The organism is Echinicola shivajiensis (assembly GCF_018642165.1).
Classification (GTDB): domain Bacteria; phylum Bacteroidota; class Bacteroidia; order Cytophagales; family Cyclobacteriaceae; genus Echinicola; species Echinicola shivajiensis.
This window is the reverse complement of record NZ_JAHHZM010000006.1, coordinates 188,471-211,757: the sequence shown is the minus strand read 5'-3', so window position 1 is coordinate 211,757 and position 23,287 is coordinate 188,471. Positions and strand designations below refer to the sequence as shown.

Here is a 23,287-nt window from a genome sequence, read left to right as displayed (position 1 = left end):
TTTATATAAATACATCCATACCTCTAATAATACCGACTAACGTACCAAAAAAACTTGTTTGAAGAGGGAACGAATAAACTTGATTGGTAAACTTCAAATTTCCTCTTTTATATGGATTGCCGTCTTCTTCCATCCTAAAAGGAAATATGATGAGGTCAATATCAATTTTCAACTATCTGAACATAATTATATATTTGAAAATCAATGCTAATGTGCGAACCATTTAACTCAAACACATAAAAGTCAAACCCAAATACAAACTCGTTTCATTTCTGTTAAAATTTTTAATCCGAATAACAAAAACATTAATTAAGGCCAATGAATATTCGTAGTATCTATTAATTTAATTAATATTGGATACTTCGTTCCTCTTGGATTTTTGATAAACACCTTCAAATTTGCCAAACCCAAGTTCATGATACCTGATACCATCTTCCACTTCAGTTCGAAACACATGCTTATGATGAAAATACAGAAAATCATCCAAGGCATACACTTTGAACACATATCGGTGCGTACCATTTTCTGGACATGGACCGGAGTATGAGAATTCATTCAAATGATTCATTCCAAATGTGCATAAATGCTCATCCTCATTAATTACATTTTTTGCTGGAATATTATACGCTAACCAATATACAGCAGCATTTCCTTCATATTCAGCATCTTCCATTATAACTACGAGTGATTTGGTTTTAGGAGGTAATTTCTCAATAACTATTGGAGGATTGATGTTCTTCCCATCACAGGTGTAAATACTTGGAATATGACCTCCCTTTCCAAATTTATTGCAAGAAATATTTAAGACTTCCCTGATCATGGTTCTTCCTCTTTATAATTACATTCATGTGGAAACTCGGAGAATTTAGCCCATTTATTCATTCTCAAAACTTTTCTTAACTATTCATCTCCTAGATTTAAATATAGCTCGCTGTTATCCATTTAATAATGACACACATCATCGAAAAAAAAGATATTGGTATATACAGAGGAGTAAATATGAATATTATCGCTTAAAACAATTTTCTTGTCAATATTGACCGCCTAAATTTCTCACGGATTACACTGATTTAATTAATTATTACTGTGAAATAGGTGTCATTTTTGAGAGAATATTTTGAAGGGTAATACTTACTGGTGGAATAGCGGATATCCAGATTAGATATTTAAATATCACAAGTCGCATAAAGATTAAAATATATAAATTTCCCAAAACAATTGGGATTTGGTAAGGTTTCACCTATGAAAACTACTTATATCTAATTAAAAATCAGATATTTGCATAATTACTTCTTACCTAAACCCAATCTATTATGAAAAAAATAATTCTAATTATTCCGGTACTAATTACTTTGTTTATTTGGTCACCTCAATTGCTTGCTCAAGAAAGTGAGGTTAGTAAAAGTGAAATTTTAGGAGCAATGAATAGTTTTGATGGCTTGGACCTAAATGCTGAGAAAAAGGATAAGCTAAAAGAAACCAATCAAAGTGCCGTTGATGACCTTTTTGAAATTGCAAAGGAAGATTTGTCACCTGAGGAAAAGACGAAAAAGTTTATGATGGTAAAAGAAGACAATGCTAAAATCTTTAAAGACATCCTTGGTGAGGACAATTTTAAAAAGTATAAAAAAACAGTGAAAAAGAAGTTGAAACCATTCAAGCGAAAAGCAAAACTCGTCGGCTTCCTAATCTAGCCTATTATATGGGAGTTAAGCACTTACCAATTTTGAAGCTCCAAGACCCAATTCGTTCTACTTGCAAGGTTCTTGGAGCTTTTAATTTAAAAGATACAGATGAAGTTGCTTGAATTAAATATAACTTTAATAGCTCCTTCCCCACTTTTCCTCTAACCATTCCACCACACGTAGATCGTACCTATTTTCTTTTTCATGCTTATATTTTTCCTTCATTTCATTTATCTCCTCTTCAATCATTACGCGAGGTACACCTTGAATATCGATACTGTTCAATGCCTGTACCCTGGCAAATAAATAAGGTGAATTAACCACCTTTTTCAAATATTTAAGCCCTTCTTCCTTGTAGCCACAATTATAAAGACATTCCGATAAAACAGCTGTCACCTCATCAGAATTATCTGGCAGCAATCCAAGGATTTTTTTTACCTTCGGTTTAGCTTGCTGATCTGAAATCAACATTCCCACGGCGCCCCAGTACCGTAAAACAGCATCATCACTTTTAAGCAAGTCCATCAGTAGTTCAATATTATCTTCACTGCCATGAGCAGCTAATTGGGCAGCTTCAATCCAATCCTTCCATTTTTCAGGAACAGTCCTCATATAATCATAATAACTAGCCTCTGGACTTCTAATGCTCCGTTCAGCCTCAGGTATAAATCCCGTATCTCCAATACCTAAACTCCAATCCACGGCTGCTTTTCTCATTTCCATCAAAACCTTAGCATATTGAGGATCATCGGCGAGATTATTCACTTCCCAAGGATCATTTTCAGTATCATATAATTCCTCTACTGGCTTCTTGTTCCAAAAGGTAGATTGCATTTCATTGCATTGACCAGCCAAAAATGCCCTTTCCCAAGACTGCATAGATGGTGCCTTCCATAAGTAGTTCAAATGCTGCCCATAAACCCTATGTGGCATATAATTCATGATATACCTGAAACGCTTGGACCGGACTGCCCTACTCATATCATAGCGCTCATCCATTCTTCCCCTAAACATAAATGCATTTTCTGGATCCAAAGTCTTTTGGTCTCCCAAAAATGCCTTGCCCTGCATCCATCCCGGTATATCTCTACCTACCAAACTCATCATGGTTGGTGCCAGATCAACAAAACTCACCAATCGTCCAACCTGATCTCCAACATTATCCGCAGGAAACAGTTTTTGATATTTTTTGGGGATCCTAACTATAAGTGGTACCCTGGTCCCACTTTCATATACATAGCGTTTACTCCTCCCCAGCACTCCACCATGATCCCCAAAATAAAAAACGATGGTATTCTCTGCCAAACCAGACTCCTCCAGTTCTTGAAGCTTTGCTCCCAGCCATTGGTCCATGTCCTCAATCTTATCATAATACTGTGCCCAATCATGCCTAATCTCAGGGGTGTCTGGGTGGTAAGGAGGCAATTTCACTTTTGATGGATCATGCCTTAATTGATTACTGGGAATGGATTTATGAATGCTGCTTTCATGACTAATATTACTGTTGAAAACAGCAAAAAACGGTTTATCATCAGGCCTGTTCTTATAATGTGCTTTGTTTGAACTTTCATCCCAAATCCCCTTTGTTTGGTTCTTATCAATATTATAATCCTCCTTGGAATTATTGGTGCAGTAATAGCCCGCTTCACGCAATAGTTCAGGAAGCATTTTTATCAAATTTGATTTGAGGTAATTACTACGCATATGCTGGTTTCCACCGGAATTGGCATATATCCCTGTGATAATAGTATTCCTTGCCGGTGCGCATACAGGGGCATTGGCATAAGCATGGGTATACAAAAAGCCCTCTCTGGCCAGTTTATCCATATTTGGAGTAGTAGCCAATTCGTCACCATAACATCCTGCAAAGGGGCTATTATCCTCACTGGTCAACCATAAAATATTGGGGAGATCCTGAGCTAAAAGGCTTGTAGAAAAAAATACGCAAAACAAAAGTAAAAATAAGGCTGATTGAATTACTAGACTCTTCTTTTTGATATACATAGATAAAGAAATATGATCCAAAATAATTTAAATGATTAATAGCCATTAAACACATAATTATGTTTCTCAAAGCCTATACTTACGTAAGATTATTTCAATTTACCCCGCAGAAGACAGCTTTACACTGAAATAAATCCCTTCGGTAAAAAGCTGTGAAATCAGTAACAAGCTATTTTAACAACTCAGAGATACTCATTTAATTGAGTAAATACATATTGATTCAAATCCAATATTCTGAAAAATAATCTATGAACCAAATAAAACGATTGTCACTACCTAAAATACAACTATTCAAAAACAACGTGTACCCAAGTACCTTCACCATATTTGCTGTGCACATCAATTTTGGCATTTATTGCTCCCGCTGCCTTCTTTACGATAGATAGCCCCAAACCATTACCGTTAACACCTTTATGATCTAACGGTTGAGACCTAAAAAATGGATTGAAGATGGATGAAAGGTCTTCGTCCTTAATACCAATTCCTTCATCCTTTATATAGCAGTGGCAGTGACCTGCCTCCTCTTTAATACTAATGTCTATTTTTCCATCATCATGGCTGTACTTGATCGCATTATTGATCAGATTTTCAAGAATTAAATCACCATAATAATAAGGGACTAAATAATCTCCTGACTGATCAGAATGTAATGAAATACTTATCCCCTTATTTTTGATTTGACTTTGATATCTACCCAATATCTCATCAACTAATACAGCAATAGCTGCCTTTCCTTGCCCGTTTAAAGCTTGATTTAGATCATTTCTGGCCAAAAACAACAACTGCTCCACAATCTTTGACATTCGATCAACTTCATAAAGACTATCATTGACCTTCTCCTCATAATCTTCAATATTGCGTTTCTTCCTGACCAGAACTTCCAAGGTTCCCCTTAAGGAAGACAAAGGAGTCCTCAATTCATGGGAAGCATCAGAAGTAAATTGTTTTTCTCTCTCTATGGCCTCCCCAACTCTATCTAAAAGCCCATTGATGGAGGTAGACAGTTCAAATAACTCATCCCTATTGTTAGGTAAAGGCACTCTTTCTGCTAGATTGGTTTTAGTTATGCTGTTGGTAGTATTAATGATAGCTGCAATGGGGGCTATACTTTTTCCAGCCAAGTACCTCGAAATAAAAAACAAGCCTAATATTGAAATAGGAAACAATATCATCAAAGTCTTCATCAAGTTGGAAAGCACCATTAATGAGGCCTCCAAGGGTACCGCTGCCACAATATACCCTTTTGTCATTCCATTGTCTTTAATTTCTATATGCACCTGCCGTATAGGTCGGTTATTCAGCTTTGTATCATAATGTTCATCTATAGATGCCAAGCTGTTGATCATCAGACTGTCCTCCTTAAGATTAGGAGACTTATCCATTACCTGCCCTCTTAGCCCCATTAACTGTAAAAAAACTGGATTGATCTGAACCTCCTTATGCTCTATTTCCTCCCATTCTTTCTTATGCGTAAAATAGACCGTATCTTCTTCAACTGCTATTTCCAGCAGATGCTTATTCGCTTCAAAAGTTAAATTATTATCAAGGCTTCCATAAACCGTTTTCTGGACAATAAAGTATATAAAGCCAAAAACCAATAAACTGACAGCCGATGTAGCAATCAAATAATAAAAAGCAATCCTATTTTTAAAATTAAGCTTCATATTTCTTTGGCTATATATCCTATCCCCCTAATAGTTTGGATATAATTTTCTTCATCACTCAAATTGAGCTTTTTTCTCAAAGCATTGATATATACATCAATTACACCCGAATTATAGTCAAAATTGATATCCCAAACATGTTCAATGATCTGGGTCCTTCTGCATACCTTCCCTTTGTTTCTAATCAAATATTCCAGCAGGGAGAATTCCTTTTGAGTAAGATAAACCTCATGCCTATTTTTAAAAACTTGATGGGTCCCAATATCCATATGAATATTCCCTACCGAAAACTGTTCATGCTCCCCGCTAACAGGCCTTAACTGAACTTTGACTCTTTCCAGTAGTTCTTCAAAATAAAAAGGCTTCTTAATATAATCATTTGCTCCCGCCTGAAGTCCAAAAATAACATCTGTTACCTCGTCCTTGGCAGTAAGAAATATGATCGGTGTTTTGCTATTATGTTTTCTAAATGATCTACAAACTTCGATTCCACTTATTGAAGGAATCATCCAATCCAATAAAATAATATCAAAATCGGTTGAAACAGCCATATCCAATCCTTTGGTTCCATCAGAGGCTGATTCCACCATATACCCCTCCTCTTCAAATCCCTGTTTTAGAAATTTCACAATGCCGGGCTCATCTTCTATTATGAGCATTTTCATGAGCTATATGTTTTACTATTTGATAAAACTATTCTTCTTCGTCTTATTCTTCCTTCTGTTCATGATCTATTTTAAGTCCATTATACTTATATAGATAAGATGCCAATTGATAATATGCAATGGTTTCATCCAGATATTCCTTATCCATAGGTAATGACTCCATTTCAAAAGTATTGGCATCCCAATGATAAAAATTACTGTTCCTCTGGTCATCCAACACCATTAATTTGTCCTTTTTCAAAAGGCCAAGCTTTCTATAGTTTCCTACAAAGGCCCTTTCTTCATCAGAACTAATATCCAATACATTCTGTCCAAACAAATTACTATTATATTCCCATCCCATCATAGCAAACAAAGTAGGAAAAACATCTATTTGTGAACAAAGCTTATCAATTTCCATTGCATCATAACCAGGTAAGTTATACACTAAGGCAGGAATACGGTAATTTTTAATATCCAATTCCCATTTCCCTGCGCTGCTGGCGCAATGATCGGCCATCACTATAAATACCGTGTTTTTAAACCATGGTTTCTTGGAAGCTTTTTGAAGGAAATTATGAATGGCAAAATCCGTATATTTCACCGCTGCGGATCTTGAACCTTGAGACAAATCAATTTTCCCTTCGGGAAAAGTATAAGGTCTGTGATTGGAGGTAGTCATCACAAAATTGAAAAATGGCTTTTCCTCTGCTGTCCTCTTATCAGCATGCTTAATTACTTGTTCATAAAGATCTTCATCACTTATTCCCCAAGCATTTTCAAAATGAATTTCCTCATCCGCAATCAACTCCCTGGAAGTCTTTATTTCATATTCCGGGATATATCCACGTCCTCTATCAATAATATTAAACCCATTTCCACTAAAAAAAGCATTCATATTATCAAAGTACCCATCGCCCCCATAATAGAAATAAGCATCATAGCCTTTATCTTGGAAGATCTTGTTTATAGTAAACAATCCTGAATTTTTAGGCCTTTTTACTATGCTCCTTCCAGGTGTGGGAGGAATAGACAAACTAATGGCTTCCATACCCCGAACTGTCCTAGTACCTGTAGCATATAAATTTTTGAAAAATATACTCTCTCTTGCCAAACTGTCCAAATGTGGAGTAAGTCCATCCTTATTCCCAAAAGATTCCATGAAACTAGCACTTAAACTCTCCACACATATTAATATTACATTAGGGCGAATTTCATTCTGAGATTCATTAAAAATTTTACGCAATACACCTTCCTTAGCCAAAAACTCCACTTTTGATTTGCCCAGTTTTTCTCTTACAATTTCATTGGCAGATTCCAAAGATTCAGAAGCATAAAATGTATCATAGTCCATTTCATTGTTCCTAAAAGCTGCAAAAAAAGAATAAATCCCTGCTTTGGAAATTTCATTATTATAGCGATTTCTAGACCACTCGGCATCCTGATTATTGACAAACAAGGAAAATAACACTGCAAAGGCCAAGACAAAAACACCTACTATTCCCCGATTTAAAAGAGATGCCTTTTCACCAAAAGCTATCTGGAATAGATTGCCTTTACTAAAGGCAAATATTGTTAAACCTACCAAAAGAAAAATTCCACTTATTAACAAAGGTAATGGGTATGACTCGTTTATATTATCTATCACCTCGTAAGTGTAAATGAGATAATCCACTGCTATAAAATTAAATCGTGTATGGAATTCCTCCCAAAAGGTCAGTTCTGCAAAAAAAGAAAAATAAATAATCAAAAGATTGACCAACAGGCCTATATAAGTTACTACCTTATCCAAAATACTGCCAACCAGCTTTTCGGGTAATAATAGCAGATAAAGTGCATAGAATAATAGGAAAAAGGATACTGTTCCCAAATCATAAAACATTCCAATAAATATGGTTTTGATTATAGCTAAAATAGAATGATCCGCTTCATCACCTGACCATAGAAACAAGATCATTCTCAATACAAAAGAGAACATTAAGAAAAGCCCCGTAAAACCAATTAGAATGGAAAATCGGGCAGAAATATTTTTAATTTTATTCATAAATATTGAAAATACATTAGTGCTTATTACTATAGAATTCCTTGCTTTATTTACCAAAAAACCAGTTTTCAGTAAACTAAAGGCTGAAAATAGTAATATTTGCCATTAAACCAGTGTTTTGATTTAAACTATTATACTCCAAACCGAAACTTTATAATAAGAACTGCCAAATATGTAAATTAATGAACATGCCGATAAGGCTTTTACCTATACTAAACTTTTAGGACCCATATTTTGACAGTAAATTCACGTTCATGCATTAAATATTCTAGAAAATAACATTCAAAAGGGATGGACTTCAATCATAGGAAAATTTTATAGGTCTCGACGTCACATAAGCTCCCATCCTCATCTTAATTTTCGTATTTTGAATTGTTATTTACCCAATTCCATTTGCTTATTATTTATTATCATTATTCCTTAATCAAGTTATAAGCTCCTTTCGTCAAAAACTGAGAACCAGTGTTAAAATCATTGGCATTTATTATCTCGACATAATTACCGTCCCGTTCACCCACTTTCACCAGTTTTTTCATAAAGGAATGTTCATTGGGATCATTGCCGTTTTTAAGAAGTACGTAATAATCTTGATCTACCTTAACCACACCTGTCTCTGGTAAAGCAGGGCTTTGAGAACTGTCCAACAAAATTTTTGCTTCAGCAAACATCCCCGGAACCAAATTCTCCAATTCATCTTCTCCCTCTATATGAACATGGACCCTGATACTTCTATCGCCTTCACCTATAGTCCTGCCTACCAAATGCACTTCTCCATTATATTTTTCAGCTGGATTATCCTGTAGACTAAAAACCACTTTTTGTCCTACTTTTACTTTCAAGACATCCTTTTCAAATACATTTAATTCCAAATGGATATGGTCTGTATTGGTGATGGTAAATGCTATATCAGAAGGATTTAAAAACATGCCCTTTTCGGCGGTAATCTCAGCGATATATCCAGAAATTGGGGCCCTTAGTGTGATGCGGGATGAAATATTTTCTTCATCCAGAGTACTGGTATTAATCCCCATTAACAGCAGCTTTTTCTGCAGGGACTCATACCTCGCCTTCATCACCTTATAATCTGCTTCCGCCTTTAGGTATTTCTTTTCAGAACTAACATTTTCCTTTGACAATTCTGCCTGGCGTTTATAATCCGCTTCCAAATATTTAATTTGACCTTTCGCTTCTAAAAAATCCTGTTGTATTTCAAGGTAATCCGGATTTTCCAGCACCAATAATACCTGCCCCTTATTTACTTTCTGGCCTGGAAGTAAGCTCAGTTCTTTAATATATCCGCCAAAATAAGCACTAATCGCTACCTTGTTCTCTGGCGGCACATCGAGCATCCCATTTACATTGACCGCTTCATGAAAATCGACCTGCTCCATTTCTCCTGTTTCAAAACTACCTGAGGAATACTGTTCGGAACTGAGCCGAATGATATTCCCCTGGGAAGCCATTTCCTCTTTATTGCTGTCCATAACCTCCTGATCTTTGCTGTCACAGGCATAAACCAGCAAACAGCCTAAAAGAGCGGTATAAAAAAAGAAGCTATATTTCATTTTAATTTTCATCATCTAATCCAATAAGTATTTTGCCTCCAAAATGGTCAAATTATATTGCCAGAGGTTTTCCAAATATGTTAACTCTATGCCCTTGGCATTTTCCAAAAGCTGTATGTATTGCAGAAAATCTATTTCTCCATTCTTATAGGCCAATTGGGCATTGTGAACCAAACCCACTGCTAATCCCTTCCCCACACCCAAATAATAGTCTATGGCTTTGCTGTACTTTTCAAGGTCTTGGTTCAAGCTTTCATATTTGGCCTGAAGATGTACCTGATAGTTTTCCCCTTGTGCTACTGCAATTGCTTGGCTCGCTTTGGCAGCTTGTATATTGGACTTCTGTGCACCAAACCAGAGCGGAATCGCTATTCCAGCCTGAAATCCCCTATATATCCTTGCCTCAGGAAATTTGTTGGTCCCTTGGAAATAGGAAACCTGTAAGTCGGGCAATAATTTTTGCTTCTCCACACTTAGCTTAGCATCAGCCACCTCATTAAGATGTTGATAATAATTGATACCTGGGTGGTTATCCATCAGTCCTTCATCCATTAGAATAGGCATACTATCTGCCTTAACTAAAAAAAGTGTATCTGTTTGCAGCCAACTGTTGAACTTAATAAGCGCTTGATTGAGATTGTTTTGACTTTGCTCCCGCAAAACTTCTATTTCCTTGGATTTACTTTGGGAAGTTAGTTTCTCCAAGAGATTACTTTCCCCAAGCTCAAATTTTCTTTGGGCAGCAAAGGCAAATTGGCGGTATAGGCTGTCCAAGTATTCATAATTTTCTTTTACTTGGGAATAGTATACAGCAGTATAATAAGCCTTGGAGACCTCCTGCTTGATCCTAAATTCATCCAGCAGATACTTGTTTTCCATTAAGTCCACCTGGTTCTTTTGATACCTGTTTTGTGCACCATAAACTGAAGGAAACTGAAGACTCTGCTCTATTCCCCAAACATTTATAGGCTCACCATTTTCAGCAATATTATTTTGATCTTGATGGTAATAGACATTTGTTTTGTCAATATTCCAAGAACTCCCTATTAGGCTTTCCTGCCTTTCTACCTTATATTTTGATGCATTCAACTGCCTATTATTATCTAGGGCAATCTGCAAAGCCTCTTCCAGATCAATGGACTTATCCTGAGCAAATAAAGAATCATGAAAACCAAAGGTGCCAATTAATACTATTGCTCCTGTCATCATCTTTTTGGAAAGTTTCAGTTGGAGCTTCTTCTCGGCAAATATGGTGTAAAGCACTGGAACCACCAGCAGAGTCAAAAGGGTGGCGGAAATTAGCCCTCCTACCACAACGGTAGCCAAAGGTCTTTGGACCTCAGCACCCGCTGATTGGGAAACTGCCATAGGTAGAAAACCTAGAGCTGCAGCAGAGGCAGTCAATAATACAGGTCTGAGTCGTTTTCTCGTGCCTATCATTACTGCCTTATGAACGTTCTTTACGCCACTAGCACGCAACTCTTTAAATTCCTCGATCAAAACAATACCATTCAATACAGCAATACCGAAAAGTGCAATAAAGCCCACACCAGCAGAAATACTAAAAGGCAAGTCTCTGAAATACAATAGTAGAATTCCCCCCACCGCTGATAAAGGAATGGCACTGTAAATAATCAAAGCTTCCTTCACCGATTTAAAGGCAAAATATAACATCAAGAAAATCAAAATTAGGGCTATGGGAACCGCTATTATCAACCTTTCTCTAGCTGTCCTTAAATTTTCAAACTGGCCACCATAAGTAATGGTATAGCCACTTGGCAGACTAATCTTCTCTCCAATGATTTTTTGCACATCATCAACTACAGACTCCAAGTCCCTGTTACGTACATTGACCCCTATTACTATCCTCCTTTTGGTATTATCCCTGGAAATCTTGGCAGGACCGGTGGTATAATCAATATCTGCAAATTCACTTAAAGGCAGGCTTCTACCATTTGGCAACTGAACAGAAGCTGTGCGAATATCTTCCAAACTTTGGCGCTTTGCCTTATCGAACCTCAATACCAAATCAAACTGTTTTTCACCCTCAAAAACCATCCCTGCCGGTAAACCTGCAAAGCCCATACTGATAAGGTCATTTAAATCCGCAATATTAAGCCCATATTTGGCTATTTTAGCCCTATCGTATTTCACCACCATTTGTGGCAGTCCCGCCGTCTTCTCCACGATGATATCCGAGGCCCCTTCTACCCTTTTTATAGCTTGCTCCACCTCAAGGGCTTTCCTATAGAGAATATCCAAATCTTCCCCAAAAATCTTAATGGCCAAATCTGCCCTCACCCCTGTTATCAGTTCATTAAAGCGCATTTCTATAGGCTGGGTGAATTCAAAGTCAATTCCTGGAATGATGGATAATTTGGACTTAAAAGCCTCCGCAAGCTCATCTTTGGTCTCCGCGCTTTCCCATTCCTTTTTAGGAATCAGCTTAATGATTACATCACTTTCCTCCATGCTCATGGGATCCGTGGGCACCTCTGCCGCGCCAATCCTACTCACTACCTGATCCACCTCTGGAAACTCCAATAGGATCTGTTCCATCTTTGTAGTGGTCTCTATGGTTTTCTCCAAAGAAGTCCCCGTTTTAAGCACTGGCTGAATCACAAAATCCCCCTCATCCAAGGTAGGCACAAACTCTCCTCCCATTCGACTAAAAATAAATATACTAAGCACTAATAAAAGCCCTGAAGCCCCCAGCACGATGGACTTATTTCTTAATGACAATAATACCACGGGCCTGTAAAGGCTATAGACCCAATTGATCAACTTTTGCGAAAAACCCGGCTTATCTGAAATTTCAGGTTTTATAAACAATGAAGCCATTACCGGGACATAGGTAAAACAAAGCACCATGGCCCCAATCAGTGCATAACAAAACACCAAAGCCATAGGCCTGAACATCTTACCTTCTACATTGACCAAAGATAGAATGGGAATAAAAACTATAATGATGATGAGTTGCCCAAATACTGCCGAATGCATCATTTTATGGGCACCGTGATATGTTATCTCATCTATGCGTAGCTGTCTTTCATTTCCACTTAGCTGGCTTAACTTCCTACTTTGTGAAGTAATCTGATAGGCGATAAACTCAACAATAATCACTGCCCCATCGATGATAATCCCAAAATCTATGGCCCCCAAACTCATCAGGTTGGCATCCACCCCGGTCAGGTACATTAAGGAGAGGGCAAAAAGCAAACATAATGGAATTATGGAGGCAACCACCAGACCAGAACGGAGATTTCCTAGCAGCAACACCACCACAAATATTACGATCAAACAGCCTAATAATAGGTTTTCAGCGATAGTAAATGTGGTCTTATCAATCAGTTCGCTGCGCTCCAAAAACGGATTTATTACTATCCCGGGAGGCAATGAAGAAGATATTTCTGCCACCCTCTGGTTTACTGCATTGATCACAGCTTGTGAATCAGCCCCCTTAAGCATCATTACCTGTCCAAGGACTTTTTCCCCTTCCCCATTTCCAGTTATGGCTCCAAATCTGTTGGCATGTCCATATTGTACCTTAGCTATATCACTAATATAAATGGGCACGCCGTTTCTGGTTTCCACCACCATATTTTCTATATCTTCCAAAGAGCCCACAAGTCCTTCACCTCGCACGAAATAACTTTCCTCGGACTTTTCTATATAGGAGCCGCCTGCAATGCTATTATTCTTTTCCAGTACAGTATAGACCTGACTCAAAGGGATTTTCATGGCCCTTAGTTTGGAAGGATCCACGGCCACTTCATATTGCTTTAAATAACCGCCCCAAGTATTAACTTCCACGACTCCTGGAATACCTGAAAGTTGGCGTTTGATAATCCAGTCTTGAATGGTGCGCAAGTCTGTAATAGAGTACTGATCCTTATATTCAGGCTCTACATCAATTATATATTGATAAATTTCCCCCAATCCGGTTGAAATGGGCCCCATAAAAGGAACACCAAATCCATTTGGTATTTTCTCCTCAGCACTTTTAAGTTTTTCAGCAATCAACTGTCGAGGAAGGTAGGTACCAGCCTTATCATCAAATACCACTGTCACCACCGAAAGACCAAATTTAGAAATGGACCTTATCTCCTTCACATTGGGGAGATTGGCCATTTCCAGTTCTACTGGATAAGTCAAAAATTTCTCCACATCTTCAGTGGCCAGATTTTTTGAAGTAGTGATGATTTGCACCTGATTATTCGTGATATCAGGAACAGCTCCCAAGGGAATATGTGACAAGGAATAAATTCCAAATCCGATAATTCCAAGAGTGAAAAGTATAATTATTAGCTTATGGTTTAAGCTATATTGAATAAGCTTCTGAAGCATCCGGAAAATAACTTTTGTACAAATCAAAAATATCAATCTTACCTAAAGCCTCTCTTAGGGAATTCTTAAGATTTCCTTAAAATCAATGTCTGAATGAAAATTTCATCGATTATCAAATAAAAATTCAATTGACAAAAGTAGGATCGTCTTAGAATGCTAACGCGGGTTTAAAACTTAGCTATTAGTTTTCTGGCAAACCAATATGAATTTTGTAACTTATTGAATAATAACCATTAATAGTTTTATTTTTATACTAACCAACAAACCTCAAGTATTTGACCATGGCAATAGTAAAACTAAAAATCAACGGAAAATCACAAGAGCTTGACATAGATCCAAACACCCCGTTATTATGGGTATTAAGAGATCATTTGAAGCTCGTGGGCACAAAATACGGATGTGGAATAGCTCAATGTGGAGCCTGTACTGTACACCTTGGAGGCAATGCCATTAGGTCCTGCCAAATCCCAGTATCAACAATTGGGGAGGAAGAAATCACCACTATCGAAGGTTTATCAGAAAAAGGAGATCATCCGGTGCAAAAAGCATGGCTTGAACATGATATCCCCCAATGCGGCTACTGTCAGGCTGGCCAAATCATGGCTGCTGCGGCGCTATTACAGAAAAACCCTTCCCCATCAGAAGAGGATATAGAAACTGCAATGAATGGCAACCTTTGCCGTTGCGGAACTTACCTTCGAATTAAAGCAGCTATTAAAACAGCCTCTCAATCCTAATCCCCCAAGACCATGACATTTATAAAAACCAATATAAACAGAAGATCATTTATAAAAGTATCGGCCTTAGCTGGAGGTGGGATGGCACTTAGTTTTAGTTGGCTGGCAGGATGTAAACCAACAGACAGAGAGGAAATCCTTCAAATGCCCAAAGAATGGTTTGAACTGAACAACTATATAAAAATCGGAGAAAATGGTGTCGTGACCTTGGTGTCTGCCAATCCGGAATTTGGTTCCAATGTAAAAACATCCATGCCTATGATTCTGGCTGATGAACTGGATGTGGATTGGAATAATGTGATCGTAGAACAAGCTGATTTTTATCCCGAAAGATATGACCGTCAATTCACAGGAGGAAGTCAGGGAATAAGACTAGGGTGGACACCACTCAGGACGGCAGGCGCAACAGCAAGAGCAATGTTGATCAATGCAGCCGCCCAAACCTGGAAATTACCAGCTAATGAAATTACCACCTCCGCAGGGATGATCCACCATGAATCCTCAGGTAAGAAAGCAAGCTATGGTGAAATGGCTTCACTGGCAGCCACTCTTGAAGTTCCGGAAGAAGTAGCCTTAAAAGAGATTTCAGATTTTAAAATTATTGGCCATTCCAAAAAGAATGTGGATGGTTTGGATATCGTAACTGGAAAACCACTTTTTACCTTGGACCATGATCAAGAAGGAATGTTGATTGCCATGATTGTTCATCCTCCAGCTTTTGGGATGAAGGTAAAGTCTGTTGATGATAGTGAGACCAAAAACTTACCAGGCATAAATAAAATTTTCTCCATCAAAACCCTTAAAGACGATTATATCAGAAATGCTTTTGATACTACCACCTTTACAGAATTGGTAGTGATCGCAGGTAAAACCACCTGGGAAGTGCTTAATGCCAAAAAGGCCATTAAAGTAGAATGGGAGAAGGCCAAGGAGCAAGAGGTCACTGTTCAAGGTTGGGGAGGAAACCAACAGTCAGTCACGATTCCTGCAGGATTGGAAAGCTCAATGAACCATAGGGGCATGATGGCTGAACAAAGCAAAAAAGCAGGAAATATCCTTAGAAAAGATGGTGATCCTGAAAGCGCTTTTAAGCATGCAGCAAAAATTATAGAAAGGACTTATACGGCTCCATTTCTAGCACATAACTGTATGGAACCTGTCAACTGTTTTGCAGATGTAAGGCCCGACAAAGCCATTCTCTACGCTCCTATCCAAGCCCCAGAATTAATCCGTAACACCTTAGCAGCAAGGTTAGGCTTGGCCAAGGAAAACATACAAATCAATTTGGCCAGAATGGGCGGAGGCTTTGGGCAACGGGCATATGGTCACCACTTAGTGGAAGCTGCGGTAATTTCCCAAGAGCTTAAGAGACCAGTAAAAATGGTGTATACTAGGGAAGATGACATGACCTATGGAATTTATCGCCCAACTTACTCTGCCACTTATAGGGCCGCATTGGATAAAAACAATAATCTAGTGGCTTTTCATGTAAAGGCAGGAGGCATACCGGAAACACCGATACACCCCAACCGCTTCCCTGCAGGAGCCATTGACAATTATCTTGCTGAGGGTTGGGAAATTCCTTCCAATATTACCATTGGTGCTTTCAGGGCTCCCAGATCTAATTTTATGGCCAGTGCAGAACAGTCATTTTTGGATGAGCTGGCGGAAGCCATGGACAAAGACCCCATTGATTTCCGTCTGGAATTACTGGAAAGGGCAGAAAAAAATCCAGTCGGAGAAAACAACGATTATGAAGCCAATCGTTATGCAGGGGTTTTGAAATTGGTTAAGGAAAAGTCCAATTGGGATCCTCAGAAAAAAGATGCAAAAAGAGGTGTAGCCGCCTATTTCTGTCATAATACCTATGTGGCTGAAGTTATGGATTTGGAAATGAGGAATAATGAACCCTATATCACTAATGTGATTGCAGCTGTGGATTGTGGCATCGTTGTCAATCCAGATGCCGCAGCGAATATGGGAGAAGGAGGAATTGTAGATGGTATTGGCAATGCACTATTTGGAGAACAGTTCTTCAAAAATGGCGTACCAGAAAAAAGCAATTTTGACACCTATAAAATGATCAGGCAAAGAGAAGCACCAAAGCATATCGATGTGCATTTTGTAAAAAATGATATTGCTCCAACAGGCCTAGGGGAACCCTTATTCCCTCCTACTTTTGCCGCAGTGGCCAATGCCCTATATAAAGCTACAGGTAAGCGTTTCTATGACCAACCATTTATGCAGAACATTTTGCCGAGAGGTTAATCTCCAATAAATAAGTCCTTGAATTTCCTATTAGAATTTCAAGGACTTTTCTTTTATCATTTATATAATAGATAAATCAAGAGAACAAAAAACCATCTAATATCCAAAGCAAGAAAAAAACTATAAACAATTTATAAATAGTCATTTAACTCTTAAATCAAATAAATTAATACAAGACTGAACTAGCTCGTACACAACCATTATCTATTGACTTTCCAGACTTCAGCATCATTGTCCAAAATCTCTTTTCCCCATATTGGCAATTCGGCTTTAATCCTTTCTACCAATTCATTGCAGGCTTCAATTGCAGCTTTTCGATGGGCTGAAGAAGTAAATACAAAAAGACAGATTTCCCCCACTTTTACATTCCCCAAACTATGATAAATATGCATGCAGCTAAGCTCATACTTTGCAAATATATCTTCCCTTATTTCTCTAGCTTTTTCCAAGGCCATATCCCGGTAAGCAGTATATTCTATTGCTATAACCTTCCCTTCTGGCTTTACATCATCCCTAATTTGACCTAAAAAGATTGAATGCCCTCCAATTCCAGTTTTGGTACTATGATTGGCAATGGATTTGGCAATTTTATCGGGGTTTATCGCTCCTTCTACAAAGATATCTTTTATGACCTTTTTATCTTTCATATGTAATTATCCGCTTTTATATATGAATATGGTATGCTATATAATTAGCAACACCTATTGATTGAAATATTTTCTCATCCAAATTTACAGTATTAAGCAACAAATCATAAATTGGAGTAACCTAATATAAACCTACTTTTAAACAATCTTCAACAAGTAATAAAACAAAAGTTGCCATTTATCTCTATTTATAAAGGACTATTCCGTAGCCTTGAATTCCTGTCAATCCAATAGCCCAGCGTCTAAAATGACATAAGCATACCTATAATCCGATTCAGCTAATTCTAAAAGTTTGACCTTAAGTGAATCATTCAACAGTTTTTTAGAACTAATAATTTCCAAAAATTCAGAGAGCTGGTTCTTGGACATACCCGAGACATTTTTGAGTAATAGTCCCATACTTTCCGAATGAACCAAATTAGCTTGCTTCAGGCTATTTAGAAGATAAGATTTGGTATTAATATCCATGCGGCCAAACAATTCACAGACATTCAACTGAAAGGGTTTGTCTTCCAAAAGATTGTTAGGAATTTTCCTAAGTATACTTTTTCTCAATAATGGATTTCCATTCTCCAAACTCTCCAACAAAAATGATTTGTCCTCGCTAAGCTCCTCAGTACTCATTTGTTCTACAGCGAAAATACGGTAATCATCGATTTCGGATTGCATAAACTCTTTGGCCAATTGAGGAGTAAAAAATTCTTTTGTTTGTTTATTGAGTAGGTTTTCTATTTCACCTTTATGAGCTATATGCCAAAGCGTATAAGAAGTGTAAAGCGCTCCCATGACCACTTCTTCCTTTATCTCCAATGCAGTGGCACCTGTAGTTCCATCAATTACATCCGAAGGTTTCAGCATCTTCTTATCAATAAGCTCATCTTTCCTTTTAAACTTTAGAATAGTACCTTCATTTAGAAGTAGTTCATGTAGTTTAACATAATCTTCTGCTTTAAATGGTTCATGGTCAAACTTGGTCAAAGGATGGCCGGAAAGGGTATCATAGCCAATATAATTTCCTGTTAGATCCCAAAACAGCTTTATATATAGAATCTCACATATTTTATCCTCACAAACAGTAGTTGGAAATTCAGAACTGTAAAAAACTGGCTGGCCCATATGACTGTACAGTTCTATATTCAAGGGTTCTATATAATCCTCTTCTGAATAAGCCCCTATAGAAATACTGTTATAGTTTTCTTGGCTCTTCAAAGGCAATTCCATGAAAAGAGGTTTAAAAAGATCTTTCCCCTCAAAGCCTAGTATGAGCAAAAAGGGGAAAGTAAAAATCATTAATTTCCTTAAATAGAACTTCACTTTTGCTTTTCTATTAATTCTAAATATTCCTTCAAATGATCTTTATAAACTGACCTAGGATCACATTGGTATTTGGCACAAATAGCAGCAGCAAATCCAACTGCAGCGCCCATTTGTCCAGTAGTCCTCATCACCCTTGGCCCCCCCAGGCCTATATGAGAACAACTGAAATTACGTCCTGCCATAAATAGGTTATTGATATTTTTGGAATAAAGGCTTCTATAGGGGATATAATACATTGGTGTTCTGTAAAATATAGCCTCTGACAGAAAATCAGGTTTGGAAGCATCCTTTAGGTTCTGTTGGTAATGCACATCCACTTCCCTTTCTTCCATCACCACAGCATCTGGAAATTTCCTCTGCTCTGTTACATCTTTGAAAGTAAAAATATAGTCTCCCACCAACCTTCTGGATTCCCTTTTCCCAACCAAATAGGAAATCCATTCAAATTTGAGGTTCTCCATTTCTGGAAGTTTCTTTTGATTGGCAAATGATCCATATATAGCTTTTAGCATATGGTCCCTGATTTCTTCCGCATCTTCTATCTGATGAAAATCCAAACGTGAAAGCTCCCATTTCCATGTCCCTGCTTGAGCTTCATGCCCGTTGGCTATTTCTTCGGCCCATGGAACATTAGGGAAACTATATGGCTTATCTCCTTGATAAGTCCTCCAAAGAACTGAAGAGCCCATTACAAATCCATCAGCTTCATTCGGCGACCATAATTCCCCCCATTCCTCATAAGCTTCTCCATATTGATCCACAGCTTCTCGGCCATAGGAAAATTCAGCACCAGCCCAAAAACCTATCCAACCATCTCCTGTAGAATCAACAAAACGAGGAGATTTGAACCGAATTCTTTTTCCCTCTGAAGTATGCCTTGCATCTACCGCTGTAATGGTATTACCTTCGGTCAAAGCATCATAAGCCCTCCAGTTGGTGTATAAAGCAATGTTTTTATATTTTGATATGTTTTGTTGGCGCTTGTGTTCATCTTTATAGGCCTCTGGAGATCCATTTGGATAGTGCTCCGTATCCAGCATTCTTAGGATCCTTTCAAAATTTCCATAAATCCCCAAAGTATGCACACGGATTTCGCTACTTGCATTTCCGCCCAACACAGGCCTGTCGTGTATCAATGCTACTTCTAATCCTTGCTCTGCAGCGGCAATGGCTGCTGCACAACCAGCAATTCCCCCTCCAACGACAACCAAATCATATTCTTCCACTACTGGCGGCTGGTCACTCTCACCTATTACACTTTTCCTCCATTCAGCCAATGATTTGCTGCTCCTAGGAGGAACATCATTCTTTGATTTAGAAAAATAAATGGCATCACATCTCCCGTCAAAGCCTGTCAAATCAATTAACTCCAAGTCAACAGTCTTTTTGCTTATATTAGCCATTCCAGCATATTCCCAGCCCCAACCTGCTTGGATTCCTAATTCACTTGAAAATAATTCGCCATTTATAGCCAATTGAAACCTTCCTGGTGCTTCCCAGTCTCCTGGAACCCAATTTTTTGTTCTCACCCAAATATGGTATTCGCCTTTATCTTTGATTTTAAAGCTCGTAGAGGCATTGGCAACTGGATCCCCCATACCATGAGCTAACAAATAAGGAGACCCCATTTGCTCTACAAATTGTGGATCTACCAGCCAACCTCCCAGCTTATCAAAACTTTCGGCTTCTATTAAAATGCCTTTTTGTTGGCCATATCCACTGGATATGGCCAACAAAAAGAAGACTACTGAAAAAAAATAATGCTTCATCATTATCTATTTTGGGTCAATTGTTTATTTGTAATCTAACCAGCTTGTGGCCTTGCAATTCTGGTCAACAGTAAAGCGGATCCACCGGGCCTGGAAATTATCAGGAAATTCATATTCCAATTTCTCTCCTGGCTTCACTTCAAAAGTTTTATACTCCATCCAAGGACCATGTCCGATAGGCTCCACTTCCACGGTAAAGTTAACAGGATGATCTGCATCATGAGACAAAGTCATAGATTTCTCATCATAAAAACCTATCAAATAAGGATCGGAGATTTCATTAGCTTTAACCTCATGATCTTTCCAAGGCCCTCCATGACCAACTGGCTTGCCCAGCTCCCACAAATCATCAATAACGCCTGCCCATACTGCAGCATTTCCGTCTTCAGAAACAATCACATGTTCTGAATTCCCCATTTTAGGATCAATCCCAGACATTACCAATAATCCCCTATAAGAGGCATAATCATACACTGCCAAATTATGGGAAGATATGGGCCTTACCTTTGCAAAACCGTCTGCGTTCTCCGCAGGAAGCTCATAGAATGTTCCATGTAAATTCATTAAATCCCTCTCGGTAGCTACTTCTCTAGCAATCCGCTGAATACCACTATTGATAAGGTCTTCGAACTGGGCATCTCCCAAAGGAAATCTCCATCTTCTACCCAAGTCATCGATGACCAAGACAGAACTTTCTTCAACGCTTACCACCTCTTTAGGAATGGCAAATTTATTTTCAATAAAGTCCGATGTTTTGGGGTCGTCCTTTTTCTCCAAGTTCATATCTCCGTTCAATTCATAATAAGCAGTTTTTTGGAATTTCCCTTGTTCAACCTTTCCAGCCAAAATCCCCAAACTCCTCCTATCATCTCCTAAACCATAAAGTAGTCCGGCTTTATAACTTACCTCCCCAATACCGGCCAACCCCTCAAACATTCCTTTATCAGACCTGTTGAATCGTGTGTCATCTGTATAGGTAAAAAAGATAGTTCCTTTGGTAGTTTGATCAGCTATTACCCTAATCCACTCTCCCTTTTCCTCTTTTTCAAATGAAACATCTACTGAGCTATTAGCTGGTACTTCCACTTCTTTTAGATCTTTCCATTCCCCATTACCCCTTTCATCAACTTGGAAAGTAAGATTGACAGAAGAAGACCCATTATTATCAATCCATGCTATACGTTGATTCCAACCTGCAAATAAAAATGGATCTGATGCTTCTCCAGCTTTAATGCTTTCGTTGATATAAAGTGATCCCTCAGCGGTATTTGGTCCCAGCTGATCTGGCTTATCCATACTGATAAACCAAAGATTGGAATTAGACTGCCCAGGACCTTCAATGCTTCCCTTTACCTTTCTTTTGTTCAAAAACTCTTTTTGAGCAGAATCATCACAACCAAACACCAGTTGGTCATTCCATCTAGTATAATCTCCGATTACCTTCAAATAAGCTGATCTAGGTCTGATCCCTTTGGTGTTTCCCACGCTGAAACTTTGAGGGAAATCCCAAAACAAACCATGCATGGTCATCAAATAATCAGGATCATTTTGAGTTCCTATATCCCTAATTCTTGGCCATTCTGTATTCCAACCATGCGCCCCATCGTAAGAATGTGAAGCTTTGGGAAGTCTAAAAAACTCCCAACCTTTCTTATTATCCCTCACGCCGAGTAAAACAGACTTATGATCCCAGCCCGTAGCCCAAATAGGATCTGTTTCGGGATTGGCATTTCCATGAATCCCACCTGGACCGGTAATTTCGACAAACTGGTTTCTTCGTACCAATTTCCAGTCCTTTCCATCCCACTCTGCCAAAGCCCCAGCTTCAATATCAAATTGTCTTTTGGCTTCTGGCACATCTTCGCCATTATTAGAAAATACCATTACTCCTTGACCAGAATACAGTCCCTTTCCATGCGCTCCTGGAAGCAAAGGGCTAAATTGCGGCTCCTCTCCCTTTCTTCTTACTTGGTTACCATCCACATATAATTCATTCACCTCCAAGCTCTCTACATCCACCTCATAAAACCCTTCTTCCATGGTTCCATAATAGATTTTATGTTCTGGATCTGTAAGGTGTCGGGCATTACCAGTATGCCTACCTGGCATTTTATCATATGATATCACCCTTATTTTTCCTTTATCATCTATCGCATAAGGACCAATAAACAGCTGATTACTTTCTTCATGGATCATCCTGTTGGCGGGTGTACCACCTATACTTTCCTTATGTACAATCTGCTCCAATCCAGGGGTCACCTCATATAGTTTATCAGAAGAACCATAAGGCTTATGAGGTCCATAAGTGATCACCCAAAGTCCACCGGCCCATGGAACCACCGCCCCTGTACCACACTCTCCTTCGTTATTATAATAAGCCAAATGAGGATAAACCCCAGAGATTTGCCTCATTTCATTTCTTTGCTGTGTATTGGCTTCATTGCAACCAAATAAAATGCTTGAGGATAATAATACTGCTAAAAGTGATTTCCGAATTTTAGGGTAATCAAAAAAGCCTTTAATATTCTTTGTCACGTCCATCGGGTAAGCAATAAAATTAATTTGATTATCCTGTGATATATTTTTTCTCTTGACT

General features: G+C 38.2%; 14 protein-coding genes. 3 read left to right on the top strand and 11 right to left on the bottom strand.

Going from position 1 to position 23,287, the window contains the following annotated elements:
- Positions 1-343: 343 nt before the first annotated feature.
- A complete protein-coding gene (locus tag KMW37_RS12565) occupies positions 344-820 on the bottom strand; it encodes a YbhB/YbcL family Raf kinase inhibitor-like protein (protein ID WP_215224978.1) in 477 nt (158 codons plus the stop codon).
- Between the two features lie 493 nt (positions 821-1,313).
- On the opposite strand from KMW37_RS12565, the gene KMW37_RS12560 reads away from it, so the two are divergent.
- Positions 1,314-1,694, top strand: coding sequence for a hypothetical protein (locus KMW37_RS12560; protein WP_215224977.1), 381 nt, complete (start codon positions 1,314-1,316; stop codon positions 1,692-1,694).
- Between the two features lie 126 nt (positions 1,695-1,820).
- On the opposite strand, the gene KMW37_RS12555 is transcribed toward KMW37_RS12560, so the two are convergent.
- The 6 genes from KMW37_RS12555 to KMW37_RS12530 form a co-directional block, all read right to left on the bottom strand.
- The gene (locus tag KMW37_RS12555; RefSeq protein WP_215224976.1) at positions 1,821-3,689 is read right to left on the bottom strand and encodes a sulfatase family protein; all 1,869 of its coding nucleotides are present in this window, start codon (positions 3,687-3,689) and stop codon (positions 1,821-1,823) included.
- Between the two features lie 287 nt (positions 3,690-3,976).
- A complete protein-coding gene (locus KMW37_RS12550; protein WP_215224975.1) occupies positions 3,977-5,353 on the bottom strand; it encodes a sensor histidine kinase in 1,377 nt (458 codons plus the stop codon).
- Positions 5,350-6,018, bottom strand: coding sequence for a response regulator transcription factor (locus KMW37_RS12545; RefSeq protein WP_215224974.1), 669 nt, complete (start codon positions 6,016-6,018; stop codon positions 5,350-5,352). Before KMW37_RS12545 ends, KMW37_RS12550 begins: the two co-directional genes overlap by 4 nt.
- A gap of 43 nt (positions 6,019-6,061) precedes the next feature.
- Positions 6,062-8,041, bottom strand: a complete 1,980-nt coding sequence (locus tag KMW37_RS12540) for an LTA synthase family protein (protein ID WP_215224973.1) — start codon at positions 8,039-8,041, stop codon at positions 6,062-6,064.
- A 413-nt stretch (positions 8,042-8,454) separates the two neighbouring features.
- Positions 8,455-9,621 (bottom strand): efflux RND transporter periplasmic adaptor subunit, encoded by a 1,167-nt coding sequence (locus tag KMW37_RS12535; protein WP_246581471.1) that lies wholly within the window; start codon positions 9,619-9,621, stop codon positions 8,455-8,457.
- Positions 9,622-13,953 (bottom strand): CusA/CzcA family heavy metal efflux RND transporter, encoded by a 4,332-nt coding sequence (locus tag KMW37_RS12530; protein WP_215224972.1) that lies wholly within the window; start codon positions 13,951-13,953, stop codon positions 9,622-9,624.
- Positions 13,954-14,234: 281 nt separating this feature from the next.
- On the opposite strand from KMW37_RS12530, the gene KMW37_RS12525 reads away from it, so the two are divergent.
- Together KMW37_RS12525 and KMW37_RS12520 are read left to right on the top strand one after the other, a co-directional pair.
- Positions 14,235-14,690 carry a (2Fe-2S)-binding protein gene (locus tag KMW37_RS12525; protein WP_246581470.1) on the top strand — a complete coding sequence of 152 codons (456 nt, stop codon included), beginning with the start codon at positions 14,235-14,237 and terminating at the stop codon, positions 14,688-14,690.
- Positions 14,691-14,702: 12 nt separating this feature from the next.
- Positions 14,703-16,958, top strand: coding sequence for a xanthine dehydrogenase family protein molybdopterin-binding subunit (locus KMW37_RS12520; RefSeq protein ID WP_215224971.1), 2,256 nt, complete (start codon positions 14,703-14,705; stop codon positions 16,956-16,958).
- Between the two features lie 200 nt (positions 16,959-17,158).
- On the opposite strand, the gene KMW37_RS12515 is transcribed toward KMW37_RS12520, so the two are convergent.
- From KMW37_RS12515 to KMW37_RS12500, 4 genes are all read right to left on the bottom strand, one after another.
- Positions 17,159-17,605 carry a molybdenum cofactor biosynthesis protein MoaE gene (locus tag KMW37_RS12515; RefSeq protein WP_215224970.1) on the bottom strand — a complete coding sequence of 149 codons (447 nt, stop codon included), beginning with the start codon at positions 17,603-17,605 and terminating at the stop codon, positions 17,159-17,161.
- Between the two features lie 222 nt (positions 17,606-17,827).
- Positions 17,828-18,826 carry a hypothetical protein gene (locus tag KMW37_RS12510; protein WP_215224969.1) on the bottom strand — a complete coding sequence of 333 codons (999 nt, stop codon included), beginning with the start codon at positions 18,824-18,826 and terminating at the stop codon, positions 17,828-17,830.
- An 89-nt stretch (positions 18,827-18,915) separates the two neighbouring features.
- Positions 18,916-20,694: an FAD-dependent oxidoreductase gene (locus KMW37_RS12505; protein ID WP_215224968.1), complete on the bottom strand. Its 1,779-nt coding sequence runs from the start codon at positions 20,692-20,694 to the stop codon at positions 18,916-18,918.
- Between the two features lie 21 nt (positions 20,695-20,715).
- Positions 20,716-23,226, bottom strand: a complete 2,511-nt coding sequence (locus tag KMW37_RS12500) for a hypothetical protein (RefSeq protein ID WP_394369620.1) — start codon at positions 23,224-23,226, stop codon at positions 20,716-20,718.
- Between the last annotated feature and the right edge of the window lie 61 nt (positions 23,227-23,287).